Genomic DNA, 14,179 nt, shown 5'->3' on the forward strand with positions numbered 1-14,179 from the left:
TCCCGGCTTGGCGCTCGCTACTCCACCCGCTCGATGACGAGCGGACGCGGCGCGGGCGCCTGGGCTCCCACGCGGTAGGCGGCCAGCAGGCGCGCCTTCACGTCCTCCACGGGGGCCGCGTCGTTGTAGTGCACGCGCACCATCGGCTCGCCGCGCGTCACCGCGTCCCCCACCTTCTTCAGCAGGGTGAAGCCCACCGCCGGGTCGATGCGGCTGTCCACGCGCTGGCGGCCCGCGCCGAGCGCCACCGCGGCCAGGCCCACGCCCTCGGTGTGGATGCTCGTCACGAAGCCATCCGCGGGCGCCACCACGTCCACGGTGGACCGCGCCGTGGGCAGGAGCGAGTAGTCGTCGATGGCGTGCGGGTCGCCGCCCTGCGACTGGACGATCTCCTTGAGCTTGCGCACCGCGCTGCCGTCCTCCACCGACTTGCGCAGCTTCTCGCGGGCCTCGGCCACCGAGCCGGCCTTCTTGCCCAGCACCAGCATCTCCGCCGTGAGCGCGTAGGTGATTTCGGTGTAGTCCTCGGGCGCGTCGCCGCGGAGCATGTCCACCGCCTCGCGGACCTCCAGCGCGTTGCCAATCTGCCGGCCCAGCGGCTGGTCCATGTCCGTCAGCAGCGCCACGACCTTGCGGTTCATCTCCGCGCCCAGGCCAATCATGGTGCGCGCCAGCGTGCGGGCGTCATCCACGGTCTTCATGAACGCGCCGCTGCCCACCTTCACGTCCAGCACGAGGGCGTCGATGCCCTCCGCCAGCTTCTTGCTCATGATGGACGAGGCAATCAGCGGGATGCAGTCCACCGTCGCCGTCACGTCGCGCAGGGCGTAGAGCTTCTTGTCGGCGGGCGCCACCTGCGCCGTCTGGCCGATGAGGCAGCAGCCCACCTCGCGCACCAGCCGACGGTACTCGCTGGTGGGCAGGTCCACCCGGAAGCCGGGGATGGACTCCAGCTTGTCCAGCGTCCCGCCCGTGTGGCCCAGGCCTCGGCCTGAAATCATGGGCACCGGCACGCCACAGGCCGCCGCCAGGGGCGCCAGGCTCAGGGAGACCTTGTCCCCCACGCCTCCCGTGGAGTGCTTGTCCACCTTCACCGCCGGCGTGTCCGAGAGGTCCAGCACCTCGCCGGACTCCAGCATCGCCCGGGCCCACGCGCCCAGCTCCCGCGCGTCCAGCCCCTTGAAGAAGATGGCCATGCACATGGCGGCCATCTGGTAGTCCGCTACCGTGCCCGCGGTGTATGCCTCGATGAATGCCCGGATGTCCGACGGGTCCAGCTTCTGGCCGTCGCGCTTGGCCTTGATGAGCTCGTAGGGTTGCACAAGGTCAGGCCATACCAGGAACAGTGCCCCCCATGCACTCCGGGAAAGGCGCCTGAGCATCTGGTAGATACCGGGAAATGATGCAACGCCGACTCCTGGTCCTCGCCCTGGCCGCGCTTGCGTGCGCGTGCTCCAAGAAGAAGGAAGAGCCGTCTTCGGGCCCCGCCCCGACCCCGGCCGCCACCGCCCAGGCGGCCGAGAAGGCCCCCAACGCCGTGGGACTCGTCATCGACGTGGGCGGGCGCGGCGACCACTCCTTCAACGACGCGGCCCTCCGAGGCCTGGAGCTGTGGGCGTCCGGCAAGCGCTACGAGGGCGGCCGCTACGTGGACGCCTCGGCCGAGGAGCTGCGCGAGTCCATTTCCTCGGACCTGGCCTCCATCGCCCCGAACATCAAGCCCCTGGCGGTCAAGCCGCTGGTCCTCCAGAGCAAGGCCCAGGAGGACTACGCCCCCAACCTCCAGCTCCTCGTCGAGCAGGGCGCGCAGCTCACCATCGGCAATGGCTACATGCTGGCCAACGCCGTGCGCGACGTGGCCACGGAGAACCCGAAGTCCCTCTTCCTGCTCATCGACAGCCAGGTGCTGGATGCGCAGGGCAAGGCGCGGCAGCTCCCCAACGTGCGCACCATCCTGTTCAAGGAGCAGGAGGGCAGCTTCCTCGTGGGCGCGCTCGCGGGGCTGGTGACGAAGACGGGCAAGGTGGGCTTCGTGGGAGGCATCGAGGTGCCGCTCATCAAGCGCTTCGAGACGGGCTACCGCGCGGGCGTCATGACGACGAACCCGAAGGCGGCGGCGAGCCTGATGGGCGTCTACACGGGCAGCTTCAACAGCGTGGCGGCCGGCAAGCAGGTGGCGCAGGACCTCATCGCCAAGGGCGCGGACGTCGTCTTCCACGCGGCGGGCGCGGACGGGCTGGGCGTCATCCAGGCGGTGAAGGAGGCGCGCGCGGCGGGCAAGAGCGTGTACGCCATCGGCGTGGACTCGGACCAGTCGCACCTGGCGCCGGACGCCATCCTCACGTCCATGGTGAAGCACACCGACCTCGCGGTGTACCAGGCGTCGCGCGACCTGCTCGACGGCAAGCTCCTGGCGGGTGAGCAGGTGCTCGGGCTGAAGGAGAACGGCGTGGGCATGGCCGACGTGCGCGTGGACTTCCCGGGCAAGGCGGAGGCGCTCCAGAAGGTGGAGGCGCTGCGCCAGCGCATCGTGGCGGGTCAGCTCTCGGTGCCGGGCACGCAGGCGGAACTCGCCTCCTTCCAGGCTGTCGCGCCCTGATTTCCCTCCGGCATATCTCCAAGAGTTTCGGAGCGGTCAGCGCGCTGGATGACGTGTCGCTCGACATCCGCGAGGGCGAGCTGCTCGCGGTGGTGGGCGAGAACGGCGCGGGCAAGTCCAGCCTGATGAACGTGCTGTACGGGCTGTACCAGCCGGACGCCGGAGAGCTGGTGCTGGACGGTCAGCCCGTGCGCTTCAAGAGTCCGCGCGACGCCATCGCGCGCGGCATCGGCATGGTGCACCAGCACTTCATGCTCGTGCCCACGCTGAGCGTGGCGGAGAACGTGGTGCTCGGCCGCGAGCCCACCCGCCGTGGCGTGTTCGACGTGGAGCGCGCGTGCGAGGAGGTGGCCGCCACCTGCCAGCGCTTCGGGTTCCAGTTGGAGCCGCGCGCCCGCGTGGACACGCTCACGGTGGGCTCGCAGCAGAAGGTGGAGATCGTCAAGGCGCTGCACCGAGGCGCCCAGGTGCTCATCCTCGATGAGCCCACCGCGGTCCTCACGCCCCAGGAGGCCGAGGAGCTGGCGCGCGTCATGCGCGGACTCGTGGCACAGGGGCGCACCGTGGTGCTCATCAGCCACAAGCTCGAGGAGGTGCTCGGCGTCTCCAGTCGCGTGGCGGTGATGCGCCGAGGCCGGCTGGTGACGGAGGTCCGTGCGCAAGACACCACCGCCGCCGCGCTGTCCTCGCTCATGGTGGGCGACTGCCAGCCCGTCGCGGCCCAGGTGTCGACCGAGGCGCATGCGCCGGGGCCCGTGGTGCTCGACGCGAAGGACCTCAAGGCCGTGGGCGACAACGGCCGCCCCGCCCTTCGAGGCGTGAGCCTGACAGTGCACGCGGGAGAAATCGTCGGCATCGCGGGCGTGGACGGCAACGGTCAGCGCGAGCTGGCCGAGGTGCTCACCGGACTGCGCTCGCTGGAGAGCGGTGAGGGCACGTTGCTCGGCGGTGGCCTGGGACGCTTGACGCCCGCCGAGGCGCGCCGCCGGGGCGTGGGCCACGTGCCCGAGGATCGCCTGCGCCGCGCGGTGGTGAAGGACATGACGGTGGAGGAGAACGTGGCCCTGGGCCGACACGCCCAGCCTCCCTTCGCCAAGGGCCCGTGGGTGGACTTCGCCGGGCGCCGCGAGCGGGCGGAGAAGCTGCTGCGGGACTACGACGTGCGCCCGCCGGACCCCGAGCTGCCGCTGCGCGCGCTGTCCGGAGGCAACCAGCAGAAGGTCGTGGTGGCGCGCGAGCTGGACGCCGACCCGAAGCTGCTCGTGGTGGTGCAGCCCACGCGCGGGTTGGACATCGGCGCGGTGGCGCAGGTGCACGCCCGGCTGCGCGAGGCGCGAGCCCGAGGCGCGGGAGTGTTGATGGTGTCGCTGGACCTGGAGGAAGTGCTGGCGCTGTCCGACCGCGTCTATGTGCTGTTCGAGGGCCGGGTGACGGGCACGTTCACGCGCGCCGAGTTCGACGAGCGCGAGCTGGGCCGCCGCATGACGGGAGCGGAGGCGGCCCATGGGTGAGCGCGCGAGGCAGGCCCTCCCCTCGGTGCTGTCGGTGCTCCTGGCGCTGGTGCTGTGTTGGATCGCCATCGCGATGACTCGCGACGTGGACACCGCCACCCGCGCCTATCTCCAGATGTTCTGGGGCGGCGTGGGCAACTGGCCCGCGTTCCTCGACGGCGGACCGGTGAGCGCCCTCACCCGCCCGCTCGGCGAGGCCGCGATGAAGGCGGCGCTGCTGACGCTCACGGGCTTGTCCGTGGCGGTGGCCTTCAAGGTCGGCCTGTTCAACATCGGCGCGCAGGGGCAGATGATTCTGGGCGCGCTCGCCGCGGCGGTGGTGGGTGCGCAGCTGAACGTGCCCGCGGTGTTCCACATCCCGGCCGCACTGGCGGCCGCCGCGCTCGCCGGAGGCTTGTGGGCTGGCATCGCCGCCACGCTGCGCATCCGGCGCGGCGTGCACGAGGTCATCTCCACCATCATGCTGAACTGGGTAGCGGTGAGCCTGGTGGACAACTGGCTCGTCATCGGGCCGCTCAAGGCCGTGGCCCAGGGGCAGCAGTCCTCCATCACCGGCACCGCGGAGATCCTCTCCAGCGCGCAGCTGCCGCGCCTGTTGGGCGACCTGTCTCGCCTCAACCTGGGCTTCCCGCTGGCGCTCGCCGCGGCGGTGGGTGTGGACCTGTGGCTCAAGCGCCTGCGCGTGGGCTTCGAGACGCGCGCGGTGGGCCTGGGACCGGACGCGGCGCGCACGGCGGGCATCCCCGTGGCGTGGCGCACGGGACAGGCCATGGTGCTGGCGGGCGCCATGGCGGGACTTGCGGGCGCGGTGCTGGTGCTCGGCACCGAGGGGCGCTACCCCGGCACGCTCGGCGCACCCTATGGCTTCGACGGCATCGCCATCGCGCTCATCGGCAACAACAATCCCCTGGGCCTCACCGTGGCGGCGCTCGTCTTCGGCGTGCTGCGCGCGGGAGGCACACGCATGCAGCTGTTGGGTGTGCACAAGAGCTTCCCGGAGCTGATTCAAGGGCTGGCGCTGCTGTTCGTCGCGGGCCGGCTCATCTGGCTCGCCGTCCTGCGCCGCCGGCCTCGCGCCGTGGTCGCGCCCGCCGCTCCGGTGGTGGAGGTCCCCCGTGCTTGAGGTGCTCCACTCGCTGCTGTTCTCCACGCTGGACGCGGCACCGGCCCTGGTGTTCGCCGCGCTGGGCGCCGTACTGTCCGAGCGCGCGGGCGTGGTGGACGTGGGCGTCGAGGGAATGATGCGCGCGGGCGCCTTCTGCGCGGCCGTGGCGGCCCTGGCGATGCCCACCCCCCTCGCGGTGCTGGTGGGCATGGGCGCGGGCGCCGGCATGGCGGCCATCCACGGCTGGCTGTGCATCCGCTGGCGCTCGGACCAGGTGGTGTCCGGCATGGCGCTCAACCTCGTGGCGCTCGCGGGCGGCACCTTCCTGCTCGAGTCCCTCTTCGGCCCCAACGGCACGCCGCCCATCACCCAGCTGTCGCGCTGGGACATCCCGGGACTTGCCTCGGTGCCCGTGCTGGGCGCGCTCTCCGGACACGCCGCGCCTACCTACCTTGCGCTCCTGCTGCCCTTCCTCTTCCAGGGGCTGCTGACGCGCACGCCGCTGGGCCTGCGACTGCGCGCCGTGGGCGACAAGCCGCACGCGGTGGCCACGCTCGGCCTGTCCGTGCCCGCGCTGCGCTGGGGCGCGGTGGTGGGCGGGGGACTCCTGGCCGGACTCGGGGGCGCGGTGCTCTCCACGGCCGTATTGGATCGCTTCGAGCAGCACACTCCCGCGGGGCTCGGCTTCATGGCCCTGGCCGCCATGGTCTTCGGTCGCTGGACGCCCGTGGGCGCATTCCTCGCCGCGCTCTTCTTCGCGTTCGGAAACGCGCTGCGCATTGGCCTCGCGTCCAGCGCGCCCCACTTGATGGACCTCGTACCGCAGGGCGTCTTGCTCGCCCTCCCCTATCTGATGACATTGGTCCTGCTGGGCCTGCAGGGACAGCGCAGCAGTGCCCCCGCCGCCCTCGGTGTCCCCTTCGAGCAGGAGTCCCGCTGAGTCGGGTGCGGCACCGGGTCTGTTCAAACCTGGGTCAACTCTGATTCTTGGTCTCCATTGACTCACTCGCGTTCGCGAGTGGGGCTCGGTCCGACGCGCCTGATCGCGATGCGGGGAGTTCAAGCCCGCGCCACGACTGGGCTTGTCGGGAACGCATCAATCAAGACGCGCGCTTCAGCGTGGGTGGACCCACGGCATGCGGCTGGCATGTGCCCAAGGCCATGACGGACCGCGTGCCGGAGTCGACCCGGACGCCGGGGGGAGTCTGAGCCTGCCCGGCACGCGGTTCGCGAAACACAGGACGACACCCGGGTGCATCGGGCCCGGTCACGACGGCGGGGTGGCGTGATGCGGGAGACGACGGGAACGACCGCGGCGAACCGACCGCGAGTCCTGGCGGTGGACGTGGAGTCGGGAGGCGCGGAGCGAGTCCGCTCCATCCTGGCACCCGCGGGCTATGACGTCCTGCCCGCGCGGGGAACCACCGCGGCGCTCGAGGCCGCGGCACACCAAACCGCGGACTTGGTGCTCCTGGACGTGGAGCGCGCCGGCACGGTGGGGCTCGAGGCCTTCCGGCGCCTGCGCGAGGAGCTGCGGCGGCCCTCGCTGCCCATCCTCATGCTCACGCCGTCCGCGGATCGCCAGACGCGCCGCGAGGTGCTGGAGGCCGGCGTGGATGACCTGCTCATCACCGAGCCACTGGACGCACAGGAGCTGAAGGTGCGCGTCCACACCCTGCTCGAGCTGAAGTCCCACCGCGAGGACAGCGGGCCGCGCGAGGCACTCCAGGATCCACGCCAGCGCTGGGTCCGCATGGAGCGGCTGGCGCGCGTGGGGACGCTGGCGGCGGACGTGGCGCAGCAGCTCGGCCAGCTGGGGGAAGGACTCCAGCGAGCACTGGAGCACGTGCGCTCGCGAGCGGCCCAGGGCCTGGCTCCGGATCCCGAGGAACTGCACCGCCTGGGGCACGCGGGCGAGCAGATGCGGCTGCACGGCCAGCACCTGCTGTCGCTCGGTCCGACGGGCCCGGCGGACATCCAGCGCTTCGACCTGCGAACCCTGGTGCCCGAGGTCCTCAAGCGCATGCGCGCGAAGGGACGATTGGGCCAGGCGGACGTGCGGATGGTGCTGCCGGAGGACCCCATCGGCGGCGTGTTCAACCGGCGTCAGCTGGAGCAGGTGCTGGTGGAGCTGGTGAGCAACGCCGTGGACGCACTGGAAGACGTCACGGATCGGCCGCGCGTGGTGCATGTGGGCGTGGAGCTGCCCGACATGTTCGGCGACTTCGGGCCCCGCTTCTTCGTGAAGGACAACGGCATCGGCATCTTCGAGGACGAGCTGCAGGCCGTCTTCGCGCCGTACTACACGACCAAGGCGCCCGACCGGAACGTGGGGCTGGGCCTCACCGTGGCGCGCACCTTGGTGGAGTCCATGGGTGGCAAGCTCATGGCGAGGAGCCTCGTCAACGTGGGCAGCACCTTCACGGTGGAGCTGCCCGAGCAGACAGCCTCCTGGTAGGCCGCGCGGGCCGCCCTCCCTCGGGCCCGCGCGCGCCTGGGAGACTTAGAAGCGGTAGGCGATGCCCGCCAGCGCCTCCATGGTGAAGAAGCTGTCATCGAGCCGCGTGTAGACGGACGGCCCCATCTTCAGGCTGAAGTTCACGTTCATCTGGCTGCTGAGGAAGTACTCCACGCCGCCGCCGAACAGGATGGGCACCACCGCCCCGATGTCCTCGCCGAAGTAGACGTGGAACGGGATGTCGATGCCCGCGTTCAGCATCAGCGCGCTGCCCACCGGGAAGCCCGCCGTCAGGCTGACAGGGAGCGCCATGCCGAAGTCCGCGCCCCCGTGATAGCGCCGGTAGAAGTCCTCGAAGTAGATGATGGGCCCGGGCTGGAACGTGAGCGCGAGCGAGACCTTGTTGGTCTTCGCCAGCATGATGCGCAGCCAGAGCTGGAGCTTGACGCCGGGGTCCACGAAGTCGACCGCGCCCTCACGGCCCCAGTTGAAGGTGAACTTGCCGCCGACATCCACGTTGGACGAGCCACCGTGCAGCAAGCCCAGCGTGAGGCCGGGCCAGCCCACCTGACCCGAGAAGACGGTGTTGCCCGTCCCCAGCGCATCGGCGCCGAGGATGGACCAGCCCTGGCCACGCTGGGCGAGCGCCGTGCCGGGGAGGGACAGCAGGCAGGCGAGGAGAAAACCTGGGACGAGACGCTTCACACAGTGCCTTTCTGCGAAGGGCCGAGCGGGGGGCCACGGCCAGTGGGAGAGAGTTGCGATTCAGGACTCAGGCCGGCTGGCCTCGCTCACGCGCCAGCACCAGAAACGCGTCGATGAACGTGGCCAGCTTGGCCTCGGCGCGCTCGCGGGCCGTGGCCAGGGACTCGCTGGGTGACAGCGCTTCCTTGCGCTCGAAGTAGTATTTGATCTTCGGCTCGGTGCCGGAGGGCCGCAGCGTGACGCGCGCGCCGCCTTCCAACTCATACGCCAGCACGTTGGACGGGGGCAGTCCGCCGTCACCGCGCTGGTAGTCGCGCACGGCGCGCACGGCCTCGCCTCCGATGCGCGCGGGCGGCGACGCACGGAAGCCCTCCATGATGCCGCGGATGGCCTGGGCCCCCGAGGCGCCCGGCAGCGTCACGTTGCGCTGCGCGCCCACGTGCAGACCGAAGCGCCGCTGGATCTCTTCCAGGTAACCGAGCACCGTGGTGCCACGCGACTCGCACCACGCCGCCAGGTCCGCGAACACCAGCGCCGCGCCCACGCCGTCCTTGTCGCGCGTCACGGTGCCCACGGTGTAGCCGAGCGCCTCTTCGTAGCCGAAGACGAACTGCGTGCCCTCGGCGCGCTCGCGCTCCAGCGCGCGGTTGGCGATCCACTTGAAGCCGGTGAGCACCTCGTCGTAGGCGGCGTCCAGCGCGCGCGCCAGCTCGCCCAGCTGCGTGGACGACACGATGGTCGTCACCACGTGCGGACGCGCGCGCTTGGTCCCCTGCGTGAGGACGTAGTGCCCGAGCAGCACGCCCACCTCGTTGCCGGTGAGCATGCGCAGCGCGCCGTGATTCTCCCGCGCCATCACCGCGAGCCGGTCCGCGTCCGGATCATTGGCGAGCACCAGGTCCGCCTTCACGCGCTCCGCGGTGGCGAGCGACAGGTCCATCGCGCCCGGCTCCTCGGGATTGGGGAAGCGCACCGTGGGGAAGCGCCCGTCGGGCACGTGCTGCTCGGCCACCGGGGTGACGCGCGCGAAGCCCGCATCCCGCAGGGCCCGCTCGGCCCACACGCCGCCCACGCCGTGCATCGCGGTGTACACGATGGACAGCGACGCGGAGCCGCGCCCGTGCAGGCGCAGTCCCTGGATGGCGCTCAAGTACGCCTCGCCCACCGAGGCCGGCAGGTCGCGCCACAGGCCCTTCGCCCGAGCCTCGGCGGCGGGGCGCAGCGGCACCTGATTGGCCGGCTCCACGCGAGCGATGGCGGCGGCGATGCCCTTGTCGTGCGGGGGGATGATCTGCGCGCCGTTGCCCCAGTAGACCTTGTAGCCGTTGTACTCGGGGGGGTTGTGGCTGGCGGTCACCATCACCGCCGCGGCGGCGCCCAGGTGCAGCACGGCGAAGGCCGTGACAGGGGTGGGCACCGGCTCGGGGAAGAAGAGCGCGGGGATGCCCTCGGCGGCGAGGACCGCGGCGGTGTCCTCGGCCAGCTCCTGGCTCAGGCGCCGCGCGTCGCGGCCCACCACCACGCCCCGCGTCGTCACGTCGGGCACATGGGCCTTGAGATAGCGCGCCAGTCCCGCGGTGGTGCGGCGCACCACGGCACGGTTCATCCGGTTCGGACCCGCGCCGAGCACCCCGCGCAGCCCCGCGGTGCCGAACTCCAGGTCGCCCGCGAAGCGGTCCGCGAGGTCCGCCAGGTCACCGCCCGCGAGAACCTGCGCCAGCTCCGCCGCGGTCTCGGGATCCGGATCCGCCTGACGCCACGCCTCCGCCCGCTCTCTCAGTCCGGTGGTGTCCATGTGTTGTCGCCTCGTGTCGCCGGGTGGGGTGCGGCGGGCTCGGTCCCGTCGCGGTTCAGGTGTAGTCGGTGAGCTTGCGCCGGGTGGCCCGGGCCTTGGGCCCATCCTTCCCGCCCTGACATGCCACGCAGAACTCCGCGTAGGGCATCGCCTGAAGGCGGCCGGTGGGGATGTCGTCGCCGCACTCCTCGCACTCACCAAAGGAGTCCGGGTCCTCGCGCAGCTTGCCCAGGGCCTTCACCACGCGGGCCAACACGCCATCCGTGTTGCGATTCCGACTGGAGGCGATGGCCTGCATCATCTCGTTGAGCGGCTGCTCGTCCTCATCGCCGCCCACGCGCGCATCGTCCGTGCGATTGGGCTCGATGCGCTGGGGGGCCTTGCCCGTCAGCTCCGCGTGGAGCGCCAGAAGCTGCTGCAGGTAGGCCTCTCGCTGTTTCGGCGTCACGGTCGTGGCGGTCAGTACTGCGCGGTGGAGATCTGCCCGGTGACGATGGCAACGGATGACGACGCACCAATGCGGTTGGCGCCCGCGCGGATCATCTTCAGCGCGTCCTCGGCGGAGCGCACCCCACCGGAGGCCTTCACGCCCACGTCATCGCCCACGGTCTGGCGCATCAGCTCGATGTCCTTCACCGTCGCGCCGCCAGGGCCAAAACCCGTGGACGTCTTCACGAAGGCCGCGCCGGCCGCCTTGGACAGCGCGCACGCGACGACCTTCTCCTCGTCCGTCAGCAGCCCCGTCTCCAGGATGACCTTCACGGGCAGCGGGTGGCTCGCCTCCACGACCGCGGCGATGTCCTGGTGCACCAGGCGGTAATCCCGGGCCTTGAGCGCGCCCACGTTGATCACCATGTCGATTTCCCGCGCGCCCGCGCGGATGGACTCGCGCGCCTCGAAGGCCTTGGCTGCGGGCAGCGACGCGCCCAGCGGGAAGCCCACCACGGCGATGGGCACGGCATGCGCGCCGGCCAGCACGCGCGCCGCCGTGGCCACATGCACGCTGTTCACGCACACGGTGGCGAAGCTGTACTGGCGCGCCTCCTCCGCCACGCGGACCACGTCCTCGGTGCGCGCATCGGGCTTGAGCAGCGTGTGGTCGATGTAGGGCGCCAGGTCGGCCGCGCCGCGAATGGCGTCAGGAGGAACGCGCGCGGTGGCGGTCTTCACGCCGGGCTCACGCCGCGCGGGCTCCACGAGCACTTCCACGGTCGAGTCCTCGGCGGTCGTCTCGGCCTCGGCGGTCGCGCCGGGCGGCACCGCTCCCCGGGCCTCAGCCCAGGCGAGCATGCGGCGGCGGGCGTGGTCAGCAAGCTCCTCAACGGCTTTGAAGAAGTCCTCGGAGTCGGACATGTCGCGCCCCTTAGCCCACTTCGCTGCCCTCGGGAAGCGCTCGGATGGGTGCTGCTGAACAGGTCGCACCCAGGTGCCGAGGGTGGGAGCGGAGCGGTAGAGTGCGATTCGTGACGTTCTTCGCGCGGCTCCTTGGATTCTTCTTCCTTCTGCTCGCTCCACTCGGAGGGCCTGCCGCCGCACCCGCCGTGCCATCGAGCAGTGCGGGCCGGCAGCTCTCGGTGTACTTCCTGGACGTGGGCCAGGGCGACGCGCTGCTCATCGTCTCCCCCGAGGGCAAGACGGTGCTCGTCGATGGTGGCCCTCCGGAAGCGGCGCCTCGGCTGGCGGCGCGGCTGCGCGAACTGGTGAAGGGCCCGTTGGATCTCGTCATCCTCACGCACCCGCATCTGGATCATCTGGGTGGACTCACCGCGGCGATTCGAGCAGTGGGCGCGCGGCGCTTCATGGACCCTGGCTTCAATCACCCGAGCGAGGCCTACCGCGACCTGCTGAACTTCGTGGGCAAGGAGGTGGGCCAGGTGATGACGCCCCAGCCCAACCCGCGCTCACCCCAGTCGCTGCTCACCATCGGACTGGGCGAGGGCGTGGCCTTGACGGTGCTGTGGCCGCGCGTGCCGCAGGAGTCGTTCCTCGACGACACGCGCTCGGATCCCAACTCCAACTCCATCGTGACGAAGCTCACGTTCGGATCCACGTCCTTCCTGCTGACAGGAGACTCGGAGCCGGACACCGAGGAGGTCCTGCTCCAGAAGCCGCTCGACCTGACGGCCACCGTGCTGAAGGTGGCCCACCATGGAGGCCGCCACTCCACGACCGCCGCCTTCCTGCGCCGGGTGAAGCCGCGCGTCGCGGTCATCTCCTGCGGCAAGGGCAACGACTATGGCCACCCCAGCCCGGAGGTCCTCGAACGGCTGGACACCGCCGGCGTCCGCACCTTCCGCACCGACCAGGACGGCGAGGTCGTCGCGGTGAGTGATGGAACCTCCGTCACCCTGCGCTCGGCCCGAGGCATCACAGCGCCCGGGGTCGTGCAGGGAGAACAGGGCCCAGGACCGGTGGCGCTCGGTCCCATCGAGCCCAGCGTGCATCGACGCTCAGGCGGTTCGAAGGAGCGAGAGAAAGAGCCCGGGAGCCGTGAGCCCTCGAGCCCGAGCCGCCCCGCCCCACCTCCCGTGGAGCGCGCGCCCGTGAGTGCGGAGGGACAGCACTACGTATCGCTGAAGGGCAGCAAGGTGTTCCACCGTGAGGACTGCCCGACCTTGAAGCGCTCGCACAATGAGCGCACCGTCTACCCCAGCCGCGAGGCCGCCGCCCGCGAGCGCCGTCCGGCGGAGGACTGCCACCCATGAGCCCGCGACTGCCTCTCCTGCTGGGCCTGCTGCTCGTTGCCTCCCAGGCCTGCAAGCAACCTCCGCCTGCCCCCGCGCCGCCACCCGAGGCGAGCGAGCCCGCCACGCCCTCGCGCTATTTCGGGCCGCCTCCCGACGGGAAGCTGCACGTCTACTTCTTCGACGTGGGCCAGGGTGACGCGGCGCTCATCGTGTCGCCCGAGGGGAACTCGGTGCTGGTGGATGCGGGCCCCGCCTCCGCCGCCGGGCACCTGGTGAACCGGCTGCCCGAGCTGCTGCGGCGCGAGCTGGACCTCGTCATCCTCACGCATCCGCACGCGGACCATCGCGGCGCGTTGGATCCGCTGCTGCGCCGAGTGGGCGCGCGTCGGCTCTTGGAGCCACAGCTCCCAGGCGCCCCCGAGGACTACGACGCCCTGCTCGGACGCGTGGGCTCGCGCGGCGTGCAGGTCTTCTCCCCCGCGCCTTCGTCATCCACACCCAACGCACCCCTGAAGTTGCCGGTGGGCGCGGGCGTGGAGCTGACGGTGCTCTGGCCGCGCGCGCCGACGGAAGCACTGCTGCCGGGCGATGGTGCGGTCGCGCTGGAGTCCAACTCCATCGTCTTGAGGCTCACCTACGGAGACACGTCCGTGCTGTTCATGGGCGATGCGCGAGCCCAGACCGAAGCGCATCTCGTCGCGCGTGGAGCACTCTCTCGTTCCACACTGCTCAAGGTGGGTGCGCACGGAATCTCGGACGCCTCCACGGCCGCATTCCTCGCGGCGGTGCGTCCTCAAGCGGCCATCGTCTCGGTGGGCGCGGGCGGCGGTCCTGGCATGCCCGCGCGTGCGACTCTCGAGCGCCTCGGCACGAGCAGCGCGCGCCTCTTCCGCACGGACCTCGCGGGCGAGGTGCAGGCGGTGAGCGATGGTCGGCAGTTCGTGCTCACGCCGCAGCGACTGCCCGCCGGAGTGCCCATCGATACGCGCTACACCTTCTCCGGCGCGGACCTGCTGCCCCCCACCGCAGCGCCCGCTGTCGCGAAGACCCCCGAGACGAAGCCCGCGACGGAAACACCTCGCCAGGGTCCGGGCATCACCCACGTGGACGACTTGCCCGCCACGCGGAAACCGCCCGCGCCAGAGACACCTCAACCCATGCCCACCCAGGGCTACGTGGCGAGCCGCATCCGCGAGTCCTTCCACGTGCCCTCGTGCCCCGCCGCGAAGAAGATCCTCCCGCGCAACCTCATCCACTTCGCCACGCGCGAGGAAGCCGCCCGGAAGCTCCGGCCGGCGCGGGACTGCAACCCATGAGTC

The 14,179-nt window shown here is 71.1% G+C and carries 12 protein-coding genes; 7 read left to right on the plus strand and 5 right to left on the minus strand.

What is annotated here, in order from left to right:
- Positions 1-17 precede the first annotated feature (17 nt).
- Entirely contained in the window at positions 18-1,322 is a 1,305-nt protein-coding gene (locus JGU66_00835) for a thymidine phosphorylase (GenBank protein MBJ6759286.1), read from the minus strand.
- 80 nt (positions 1,323-1,402) lie between these two features.
- Between JGU66_00835 and JGU66_00840 the strand changes: the two genes are divergently transcribed.
- From JGU66_00840 to JGU66_00860, 5 genes are all read left to right on the plus strand, one after another.
- Positions 1,403-2,599 (plus strand): BMP family ABC transporter substrate-binding protein, encoded by a 1,197-nt coding sequence (locus JGU66_00840; GenBank protein MBJ6759287.1) that lies wholly within the window; start codon positions 1,403-1,405, stop codon positions 2,597-2,599.
- A gap of 53 nt (positions 2,600-2,652) precedes the next feature.
- On the plus strand, positions 2,653-4,110 hold the full coding sequence (locus JGU66_00845; GenBank protein MBJ6759288.1) for an ABC transporter ATP-binding protein: 1,458 nt from the start codon (positions 2,653-2,655) through the stop codon (positions 4,108-4,110).
- Complete coding sequence (locus JGU66_00850) at positions 4,103-5,233, plus strand: ABC transporter permease (GenBank protein MBJ6759289.1); 1,131 nt, start codon at positions 4,103-4,105, stop codon at positions 5,231-5,233. The genes JGU66_00845 and JGU66_00850 overlap by 8 nt, the downstream gene beginning before the upstream one ends.
- Positions 5,226-6,155 carry an ABC transporter permease gene (locus JGU66_00855; GenBank protein ID MBJ6759290.1) on the plus strand — a complete coding sequence of 310 codons (930 nt, stop codon included), beginning with the start codon at positions 5,226-5,228 and terminating at the stop codon, positions 6,153-6,155. Before JGU66_00850 ends, JGU66_00855 begins: the two co-directional genes overlap by 8 nt.
- 348 nt (positions 6,156-6,503) lie before the next feature.
- Positions 6,504-7,673 carry a hybrid sensor histidine kinase/response regulator gene (locus JGU66_00860; protein MBJ6759291.1) on the plus strand — a complete coding sequence of 390 codons (1,170 nt, stop codon included), beginning with the start codon at positions 6,504-6,506 and terminating at the stop codon, positions 7,671-7,673.
- A gap of 45 nt (positions 7,674-7,718) precedes the next feature.
- Here the strand turns inward: JGU66_00860 and JGU66_00865 are convergent, their stop codons facing one another.
- The 4 genes from JGU66_00865 to deoC form a co-directional block, all read right to left on the minus strand.
- Entirely contained in the window at positions 7,719-8,378 is a 660-nt protein-coding gene (locus JGU66_00865; protein MBJ6759292.1) for a hypothetical protein, read from the minus strand.
- Between the two features lie 67 nt (positions 8,379-8,445).
- Entirely contained in the window at positions 8,446-10,173 is a 1,728-nt protein-coding gene (locus JGU66_00870; protein MBJ6759293.1) for a phospho-sugar mutase, read from the minus strand.
- Positions 10,174-10,228: 55 nt separating this feature from the next.
- On the minus strand, positions 10,229-10,621 hold the full coding sequence (locus tag JGU66_00875; GenBank protein MBJ6759294.1) for a TraR/DksA C4-type zinc finger protein: 393 nt from the start codon (positions 10,619-10,621) through the stop codon (positions 10,229-10,231).
- An 11-nt stretch (positions 10,622-10,632) separates the two neighbouring features.
- A complete protein-coding gene (gene deoC, locus JGU66_00880; GenBank protein ID MBJ6759295.1) occupies positions 10,633-11,526 on the minus strand; it encodes a deoxyribose-phosphate aldolase in 894 nt (297 codons plus the stop codon).
- Positions 11,527-11,570: 44 nt separating this feature from the next.
- Between deoC and JGU66_00885 the strand changes: the two genes are divergently transcribed.
- Positions 11,571-12,878, plus strand: coding sequence for an MBL fold metallo-hydrolase (locus JGU66_00885; protein MBJ6759296.1), 1,308 nt, complete (start codon positions 11,571-11,573; stop codon positions 12,876-12,878).
- Complete coding sequence (locus tag JGU66_00890; GenBank protein ID MBJ6759297.1) at positions 12,875-14,176, plus strand: MBL fold metallo-hydrolase; 1,302 nt, start codon at positions 12,875-12,877, stop codon at positions 14,174-14,176. The genes JGU66_00885 and JGU66_00890 overlap by 4 nt, the downstream gene beginning before the upstream one ends.
- The last annotated feature ends 3 nt before the right edge of the window (positions 14,177-14,179 follow it).

The organism is Myxococcaceae bacterium JPH2 (assembly GCA_016458225.1).
In the GTDB taxonomy this organism is placed as follows: domain Bacteria; phylum Myxococcota; class Myxococcia; order Myxococcales; family Myxococcaceae; genus Citreicoccus.